Genomic DNA, 7,691 nt, shown 5'->3' on the forward strand with positions numbered 1-7,691 from the left:
GCGACGGCGACGGTGTCCTCGTCGAGCACGGCGAGGTCGGCCTGCGTACCGAGCGGCACGTCGAGCCGGTCGGCCAGGCCGATCACCCGGTCCCCCGAGGCCAGGCCGGTGACGCCCGGGCCGGTCCGCTCGATCACGCCGGCCACGTCCCAGCCGATGCCGATCACCTCGCGCGGCGGCAGCAGGCCCGCCTCGGCGAGCGCGCCGGAACGGGTGACCACGTCCACCAGGTTGACCGTCGCGGCCTCGACCCGGATCAGCACCTGGCCCCGCGCCGCGACCGGAACCGGCACGTCGATGAGCCGCAGTTCCTCCGGCCCGCCGAAACCGTGAATGACGACCGCCCGCATGAGATCTCCCCACGTTCGAAAGAAGGCTTCGGAAACGACCGTAGGGAGAGCTACTCTCTGTCGGAAAGTACGCACTTGGAGGTGCGTACCGTACGCAGAGGAGAGCCATGACCACCCGCACCGCCGCCCAGCGGCGCCAGGATGCGCGTGTCGCCTACGACGCCTACCTCGCGACGTGCCCGGCCCGGCGGCTGCTCGACCGGATCAGCGACAAGTGGGTGAGCCTCCTCCTCAACGCCCTCGCCGACGGCCCGCAGCGCTACAGCGACCTGTCCCGCACCGTCGCCGGCGTCAGCCAGAAGATGCTCACCCAGACCCTGCGGACCCTCGAACGCGACGGCCTGGTCACCCGCACGGTCACCCCCGCGGTCCCCGTACGGGTCGACTACGGGCTCACGCCACTCGGCGTCAGCCTGCTGCCGGTGATGCGGGCCATCAAGGACTGGGCGGAGACGCACATCGAGGAGGTCGCCGCCGCCCAGGAGAGCTACGACGCGCAAGTAAATGCCCAGGAACGGCATTCGTAATATGCGAGTACAAAGGGGGTGGCCATCGGCGATCGGCGGGTACGACAGCGCACTGACACCATCAGGAGGATGAATGCTCGGTCGCCATAAGGGCGGTGCGCTCTACGCCATGGTCTTTCTGTTCACGGCCATGGGCTGCCTGACGGCCGCGCCTGAGAGTCGGGCCTCGACCCGCACCGGGCCTGCGGCGATGCCCGGTATGCACTGGGGAGACAGCGACCAGCACAACGGCAATGGCAGGCACAACAGAATCTCCGCCCCTTTCAACAGTCCCAACAACATCCGCGGAGTTCAGACCATCATCAACGCGAACTCCGGTGGTGCGACGGTGACCCAGACGCAGCTGTGCAAGCGAAGGGTCCGCTGCCGGCTCCGGGAGAACTCCCACCTGGTCATCAGGTAGGGGTCCGCAGCTCGGCCAGGACCTCGGCCGTGGGTCCCGAGCGTTCCAGCATTTCCAGGTCGCGCGCCTGACGGCGTCGTTCCTCTTCCACCAGCGGCTCGCCCGTCCGGCGCGAGAGAGCCTCGGCCAGCGCGGCGTCTCGGCCGTACCGCAGGCAGTGGAGCGTTTCCCCGACCCGGCCGTGGACGGCGACATGGCAGGCGCCGGCCACCGCCCAGGCCGCGTGCACGGCGTTCTCCACCAGTGGGGTGGCGGCCCCGTTCACCACCCTCCACGCCTCCCACGTCCGTGTCCCGGCGAGGGCGAACCCGAGGTCGGCGGCGACGAACGCCTGATCCATGCAGGCCACACCCACGGCGACGACGTCGATGGCGGACCCGTGCTCCAGCCGGTCCCATACGCCGCCGAGAGCGCTTCGGAGGACCGCCGGGTCACCCCGCCCCGTCTGCTCGTGAAACCGCAGGTGGTACGGCAGCAGACGGCCCGCCACCGAGGCCGCCAGGGCCGCCCGGGCCACGGGGGCGAGGCCGCCGAGCAGCCCGGCCGGCCGTCGCTCGTCGTCCCGTCCTCCATCCACGACGCCAACCTATGGCGCCCCGAGGACCAGCATCGCTACCTAAAACAGAAGATTCCGAGATGCACGCTTCGCGTCCGGTTACGCTCGGAGCGTGACGATGGGGAGTGAGCGACTCGTCGGTGGAAAGTACCGGCTGATCGAGGTCCTCGGGGAAGGCGCCATCGGAGTCGTCTGGCGGGCGCGCGACGAGTCACTCGGCCGCGACGTGGCCGTCAAGGAGATCCGGCTTCCGGCCGGTCTGGACGACGAGCAGGTCGTGGCGCTGCGGGCGCGCACCCTCCGCGAGGCACGCGCCGCCGCGCGCCTGAGCCATCCCGGCATCGTCACCGTGCACGAGGTCGTACGCGACGACGGCCGCCCGTGGATCGTCATGGAGCTGGTCCACGGCCGCACGCTCGCGCGGGTGCTCAAGGAGGACGGGCCGCTGCCGCCGTCCCGGGTGGCGGAGATCGGCGCCCAGATCCTGACCGCGTTACGCGCGGCGCACGCCGCCGGGGTCGTGCACCGTGACGTCAAGCCGAGCAACGTCATCCTGGACGGCGACCGTACGGTGCTCACCGACTTCGGCGTCGCCTCGCTCGACGGCGGCACCGTCCTCACCGAGACCGGCGCCATGCTCGGCACGCCGTCCTACATGGCACCCGAGCAGGCGCGCGGCACGGACGCCACGCCGGCGTCGGACCTGTGGTCGCTGGGCGCGACGATGTACGCGGCGGTCGAGGGACAGCCACCGTTCGACGGGGAGACGGTCGCCACCGTCCTCGTCTCCCTGCTGACCACCGACCCGCCGGCGCCCGGCCGGGCCGGGCCGCTGGCCCCCGTCATCGCCGGGCTGCTCGCCAAAGAGCCGAGCATGCGGATGCCCGCCGACGTCCTCGCGGCGCACCTCACCCGCCTCTCCGGCGACGAGCCCGAACCCGCCGAGCCGCCGAGCCCGGCGGAGGATGAGGAGACGACGCCGCCCCGGCGCCGCCGCTCGCGTACGCCGTTCCTGCTGGCCGTCCTGCTCTTCGTGATCATGCTGAGCACCGCCGCCGCGATCTGGCTGCCCCGGCATCCTCCGCACCGGGCGCCGGCAACCACACCCGCCCCGCCGGTCGTGCACATCGGCATCCACTTCCCGTCCACGCGGCTGAAGTCGGACACGAACATCTTCTCGGTGGCGTTCAGCCCGGACGGCACGAGGCTCGCCTGCGCCGGGTCGGACGCCACGGTCCGCCTGTGGGACGTGAGGCGGCGCGTCCAGCTGGCGCAGTTACCGGGCCACACGGCGCCGATCGAGGGGGTGCGGTTCAGCCCCGACGGCCGGCTGCTGGCCACGGCCGGCGACGACCGGACGGTACGCCTGTGGGACCTGTCCTCCGACCGGCAGGTCGCCGTGCTGTCCGGTCACCGCTCCGAGGTCTGGTCGGTCGACTTCAGCCCCGACGGACGCTATCTGGCCAGCGGTTCCAAGGACCACACCATCCGCATCTGGGACGTCCGGTCGCGCCGCACCGTACGCGTGCTCCGCGACGAGCGCGAGGCGGTGACCTCGGTGCGGTTCAGCCCGGACGGGACCCTGCTGGCCGCGGGCGGGCTGGACCGGACGGTACGCCTGTGGAACACCGCGTCGTGGACCCAGGCGGCGGTGCTCAACGGCCATACCGCGCCGGTGCACGCGGTCGCCTTCAGCGGCGACGGGAGGATGCTGGCCAGCGGCGGGGAGGATGAGAAGGTCCTGCTCTGGAACGTACGGACCCACCTCGGCATGGGCGTGTTCACCGGTCACAAGGGGGTCGTGGACACCGTCGCGTTCAGCCCGGACGGCCGGACGCTCGCGAGCGCCGGCCAAGACCACAAGGTCATCCTGAACGGCATCGTCACCAACACCCGGCTCGGCGTCCTCGACGGGCACCAGGGCCGGATCGACGCGCTCGCTTTCAGCCCGGACGGCCGCACCCTGGTCACGGGCGCCGAGGACCGCAGCATCCGCCTGTGGGATCTGACCCGGTAGAAGGCGGGGCGATCCGCCGTCGGGCGAGGGCGACCGAGCGCGGTTGCCGCCCTCGCCGCGACGGAGGTCACTTGCTGGGTTCGGGCGTCTTGCAGGAGATCTTCGGGTTCACTCCGATGTAGTTGAGCGGGCCCGCGATGATCGTGACGAGGAGCGTGCCGGCCTGGGAGCAGTTGCTCGGACCGTGGCTGTAATAGTGCCGCTGACCGGCGGCGATGGCGCCGATGATGAGCCAGATGAGGACTATGGCGCTGGTGACTCTCATGAACGACCTCCAAAGACTGTGTCCGCTCGTGTTACCCAGAAATTTGCGGATTAGGACACTTGTACCGACGAATCGTGGACACATCGCTCTGCCGGGTGGCCGAGGGCTCGATCACGCTGGTCGTACGCAAACGACACGAGAGAGAGCAGCATGCACGGAGGCATCACCTACGACACCGGGTTCCGCCCGGGCGGCCGACTGTCACGCGAGCGGTTCGACCACGAGACCGTACGGGACGAGATGCGCGTCATCGCCGACCGGCTGCACTGCGACGCCGTACGCGTCACCGGCGACGACGCCGGGCGGCTGGCCGTCGCCGGAGAGTACGCGGCCGAGGCCGGGCTGGAGGTCTGGTTCTCACCGTTCCCCACCGACCTGACGCCCGAGCCGATGCTGCGCCTCTTCGAGGAGTGCGCCGGCCACGCGGAGGACCTGCGGCGCGGAGGCGCGCAGGTCGTCTTCGCCACCGGCTGCGAGCTGAGCCTGTTCGCGGCGGGCTTCCTGCCCGGCGAGGACGTCTTCCACCGGATCCAGGCCGTCATGTCGGGCGACCCGGAGGTCGTGGCCGCCTTCCCCGGCCTCGTACGGAAGGTGAACGACTTCCTCGCCGAGGCGGCCGGCACGGTGCGGCGGCGGTTCGGCGGCAAGGTCACCTACGCGTCGGGCCTGTGGGAGGACGTCGACTGGGCGCCGTTCGACATCGTGTCCATCGACGCCTACCGGGACGAGTCGAACGCCGCCGGGTTCCGCGCCGACCTGCGCCGGCGGTTCGCGTACGGCAAGCCGGTCGTGGTCACCGAGTTCGGCTGCTGCACGTTCCGCGGCGCGGCCGACCGCGGCGGCACCGGCTGGATGATCGCCGACCGGGAGGCCTCCCACATCAACGGCGACTACGTGCGGGACGAGTCCGAACAGGTCACCTACCTGCGCGAACTGCTGGAGATATTCCAGGAGGAGGGCGTGGACCGCGCCTTCTGGTTCACCTTCGCCGGATACGGTCTGCCGCACCGGGCGGACCCGCACGAGGACCTCGACCTCGCCTCGTACGGCGTGGTGAAGTTCCTGGATGAGACCCGGTGGGAGCCGAAGGAGGTCTTCCACGCCCTCGCCGCCGCGTACGCCCGCTGATCGCGGCCACGGCGGTCGAGACCCGCCGGCCCGCCGAGCCGGAGCGCGGACGATACTGGCGGGTGTTCATCAGCTCATCGGGGGGTGCCATGCTCGAACGCGTCGACCTCGGTGAGGTCGACTACGAGGACGCCCGGGTGCGGATGGCGGGATGGGTGAAGGAGCGCCGTGAGGGGCTCGCCGGAGACCGGCTGTTCCTGCTGAGCCACCCGCCGATCGTGACGTACGGCCCGCGCACGTCCACCGCCGACCTCCCCGCCGACCTGGGAATCCGCGCGGTCGAGGTGGACCGGGGCGGGTTCGCGACCTACCACGGCCCCGGGCAGCTCGTCGGTTATCTCGTGGCGGACATCGGCCGGCACGGGCCGGTCGACATCGTCCGCTGGATGGAGAACGGTCTCATCGCGGCGCTGGGCCGGCTGGGCTTCCCCGCGCTCCGCCGCGACACGCCGCCGGGCTCCACCAGCCTGGCCGGCGTCTGGACCCCCGGCCATCACAAGATCGCCTCGATCGGCATGCGGATCCGCCAGGGCGTCACGAGTCACGGCTTCGCGCTCAACGTCGACCCGGACATGAGCGCCTTCGACCGCTTCACGGTCTGCGGCCTGCACGACGTGACCATGACGTCGTTGCGCCGCGTGGCCGACGCACGCGAACTGCCGATGCCGTCGCACGCCGAGGTGTGCGGCACCGTGGCCGACTCACTGATCGCCGGTTCCACCGCGTGGAGCCGCTGAGTCGCCGCCGTCCGAGGTCGCGTCTTTCGTGATCCGCCGGCGTTCGCCCAGGTGGACGGACAGCCGCTCGGCGTTGTCCGCCTGGGCGAGAACCTCTCGGGCGGCCTGCTGGAACCGGTGCAGGGCCTCGACGTCGGTCCGCAGGTCACGGATGCGGGCCCGGGTGCTCGCCTTCGCCCGCCACGGGTGCCAGAGCACGTGGAGGAGCAGCGCGACCGCTGCCCGCTGGTACTCATCGGCGAGCCGTACGAGGTCATCGGCCGTGGCGCCCAGCACCCCGCCGACGCGGCGGTCGACCAACGCGATCACGTGGCTCTCGAGCGTCCGTTCGCAGGCTCCGGCGGCGAAGTCGGTCACACGCCGCGGGACACCGGCCGCGAGCGCCGCCACGGTGAGGCCGGCGAACGCCTTACGCTGGGCGTGCTCCGCGTCGGCGCCGTCGCCGAGCGTCGCCCTGACGCCGAGCACACCGGTCAGGCGCCGCCGCCCGTCGGCGGTACGCGACACCGGCGCCCAGCCGGGCTCGACGTCGCGAACCCCGGCGGTGACCTCGACGACCGCGTGCAGCCGCTCCATCACCGCCGCACGGAGTTGCCGCCGCTCGTGATGCCGGGTCAGATAGCCGGACGCGACGGCACCGATGACGCCGCCGAGCGTGGTGTAGCTCAGCTCCGCCAGACCGGGCACGGGTCCTCCTCTTCGCGCGTCAGCCACCGTGCGATGGCGTCGAAGTCCGCGTCGGTGAGGCCGAGACGGTGGTCGACGCGATGAAGGAGAGCCGGTGCCGGATGGTGTGCCGACACCCAGGCCCGGTCCATGGCGCCGATCTCGTCATCGACCCAGATGAATGAGCGGCCGGCGGCCCACTCGACCAGGCCGCGGGTCTTCCAGTGCAGTCTGTCGTCCTCATCGCCCGCGGACGAGTCGGACCAGTCCACCACCGGCAGTTCGGGGAGGCCTATCCGCGGAGCGATCTCGGTGTTCGCGTCGTCCAGCCAGGTCGTGGCCCACACCAGGTCGCACGGCAGGGCCAGCAACCGCCTCCCGTCCTCGGGGTTCAGCCTCGCCAGGAGCGGGTTTCCGGAGACCTCCGGCGATTCGCCCCGGCTCTGTCCCGGCCCGGCCCCGAACGGGATCAGGGGTCCGTCGACGTCGAGGAAGAGCAGCGGGCGGCCGGCGGTCACCGGTCCTCCGGTGACGGGCGCAGGGTGATGCGGCCGCCGAGGTTCCGCTCGACCGCTTCACGGCTGTAGAGCAGCGGGAACGCCTCGTCGGCGGCCCAGCCTCCGAACAGGTCGTGGTGGTGCGGGCTCCCCGGCACGCCGGACTGGCCCGGGGAGTTCATCGCCACCGACGCGTCCCAGGCGCCGACGTCGACGACCAGGCGGAACGTCGCGCCGCCCGACTGGCGGAAGTCGGGGGTGTACGGGGTGGCGCCGACCGTGTCCCCGCTGCCGCCGCGCGGCAGCGGGCCGACCGGGGCACCGCGCTCCCCGAGGAGATGCGGTGGTTCGGCCCGGTGCAGCCGTCCCCATGCCCAGCCGGCCCGATCGGCGCCCAGGAGCCGTTCGAGGTCGGCCACCGCGTCCGCGAGCGTGGACAGGATGATCCTCTCCCGGGCGCCGGGCGGGCCGAGGCGGTCGCCGGGTGACAGCAGCAGGTCCAGGTCCACGCGCGGGTCGGCGGCGAGGTCCTCGGCGGGCAGGAC

General features: G+C 71.7%; 11 protein-coding genes. 5 read left to right on the forward strand and 6 right to left on the reverse strand.

The features are described 5' to 3' along the window. Nucleotides 1-350, reverse strand: a 350-nt coding sequence (locus tag ACFFNX_RS35585) for an alcohol dehydrogenase catalytic domain-containing protein (protein WP_378210348.1), incomplete at its 3' end; no start/stop codon positions are given. Between the two features lie 107 nt (nt 351-457). On the opposite strand from ACFFNX_RS35585, the gene ACFFNX_RS35590 reads away from it, so the two are divergent. Together ACFFNX_RS35590 and ACFFNX_RS35595 are read left to right on the forward strand one after the other, a co-directional pair. Continuing rightward, nucleotides 458-877, forward strand: coding sequence for a winged helix-turn-helix transcriptional regulator (locus tag ACFFNX_RS35590; RefSeq protein ID WP_378210349.1), 420 nt, complete (start codon nt 458-460; stop codon nt 875-877). 73 nt (nt 878-950) lie between these two features. After that, entirely contained in the window at nt 951-1,280 is a 330-nt protein-coding gene (locus tag ACFFNX_RS35595) for a hypothetical protein (RefSeq protein ID WP_378210351.1), read from the forward strand. Here ACFFNX_RS35595 and ACFFNX_RS35600 read toward each other — a convergent pair. Next, entirely contained in the window at nt 1,273-1,857 is a 585-nt protein-coding gene (locus ACFFNX_RS35600) for a hypothetical protein (RefSeq protein WP_378210353.1), read from the reverse strand. The two genes, ACFFNX_RS35595 and ACFFNX_RS35600, sit on opposite strands and share 8 nt — an antisense overlap. Before the next feature lie 97 nt (nt 1,858-1,954). Between ACFFNX_RS35600 and ACFFNX_RS35605 the strand changes: the two genes are divergently transcribed. Beyond that, nucleotides 1,955-3,853, forward strand: coding sequence for a WD40 repeat domain-containing serine/threonine protein kinase (locus ACFFNX_RS35605; protein WP_378210362.1), 1,899 nt, complete (start codon nt 1,955-1,957; stop codon nt 3,851-3,853). Nucleotides 3,854-3,920: 67 nt separating this feature from the next. Here ACFFNX_RS35605 and ACFFNX_RS35610 read toward each other — a convergent pair whose 3' ends face one another. After that, nucleotides 3,921-4,118 (reverse strand): hypothetical protein, encoded by a 198-nt coding sequence (locus tag ACFFNX_RS35610; protein ID WP_378210354.1) that lies wholly within the window; start codon nt 4,116-4,118, stop codon nt 3,921-3,923. Between the two features lie 150 nt (nt 4,119-4,268). Here ACFFNX_RS35610 and ACFFNX_RS35615 point away from each other — a divergent pair, with 150 nt between their 5' ends. Both ACFFNX_RS35615 and lipB read left to right on the forward strand, forming a co-directional pair. Continuing rightward, nucleotides 4,269-5,246 carry a glycoside hydrolase family 113 protein gene (locus ACFFNX_RS35615; RefSeq protein WP_378210355.1) on the forward strand — a complete coding sequence of 326 codons (978 nt, stop codon included), beginning with the start codon at nt 4,269-4,271 and terminating at the stop codon, nt 5,244-5,246. After that, nucleotides 5,195-5,983 (forward strand): lipoyl(octanoyl) transferase LipB, encoded by a 789-nt coding sequence (gene lipB / locus ACFFNX_RS35620; protein WP_378210357.1) that lies wholly within the window; start codon nt 5,195-5,197, stop codon nt 5,981-5,983. The genes ACFFNX_RS35615 and lipB overlap by 52 nt, the downstream gene beginning before the upstream one ends. On the opposite strand, the gene ACFFNX_RS35625 is transcribed toward lipB, so the two are convergent. The 3 genes from ACFFNX_RS35625 to ACFFNX_RS35635 all read right to left on the reverse strand — a co-directional run. Then, nucleotides 5,948-6,670, reverse strand: coding sequence for a hypothetical protein (locus tag ACFFNX_RS35625; RefSeq protein ID WP_378210358.1), 723 nt, complete (start codon nt 6,668-6,670; stop codon nt 5,948-5,950). The two genes, lipB and ACFFNX_RS35625, sit on opposite strands and share 36 nt — an antisense overlap. Next, nucleotides 6,649-7,167 (reverse strand): HAD domain-containing protein, encoded by a 519-nt coding sequence (locus ACFFNX_RS35630; protein ID WP_378210360.1) that lies wholly within the window; start codon nt 7,165-7,167, stop codon nt 6,649-6,651. Before ACFFNX_RS35630 ends, ACFFNX_RS35625 begins: the two co-directional genes overlap by 22 nt. Continuing rightward, a partial coding sequence (locus tag ACFFNX_RS35635; RefSeq protein ID WP_378210361.1) for a penicillin acylase family protein occupies nt 7,164-7,691 on the reverse strand: 528 nt, incomplete at its 5' end. The genes ACFFNX_RS35635 and ACFFNX_RS35630, both read right to left, overlap by 4 nt.

Origin of the sequence: Actinoallomurus acaciae (assembly GCF_042429965.1) — a bacterium.
Lineage (GTDB): Bacteria > Actinomycetota > Actinomycetes > Streptosporangiales > Streptosporangiaceae > Actinoallomurus > Actinoallomurus acaciae.

Bases quoted from the DNA above. Each gene is read 5' to 3' on its own strand.
- ACFFNX_RS35605 (WP_378210362.1), top strand. From the start codon at position 1,955: ATGGGGAGTGAGCGACTCGTCGGTGGAAAGTACCGGCTGATCGAGGTC.
- ACFFNX_RS35615 (WP_378210355.1), top strand. From the start codon at position 4,269: ATGCACGGAGGCATCACCTACGACACCGGGTTCCGCCCGGGCGGCCGA.
- ACFFNX_RS35595 (WP_378210351.1), top strand. From the start codon at position 951: ATGCTCGGTCGCCATAAGGGCGGTGCGCTCTACGCCATGGTCTTTCTG.
- ACFFNX_RS35610 (WP_378210354.1), bottom strand. From the start codon at position 4,118: ATGAGAGTCACCAGCGCCATAGTCCTCATCTGGCTCATCATCGGCGCC.
- ACFFNX_RS35590 (WP_378210349.1), top strand. From the start codon at position 458: ATGACCACCCGCACCGCCGCCCAGCGGCGCCAGGATGCGCGTGTCGCC.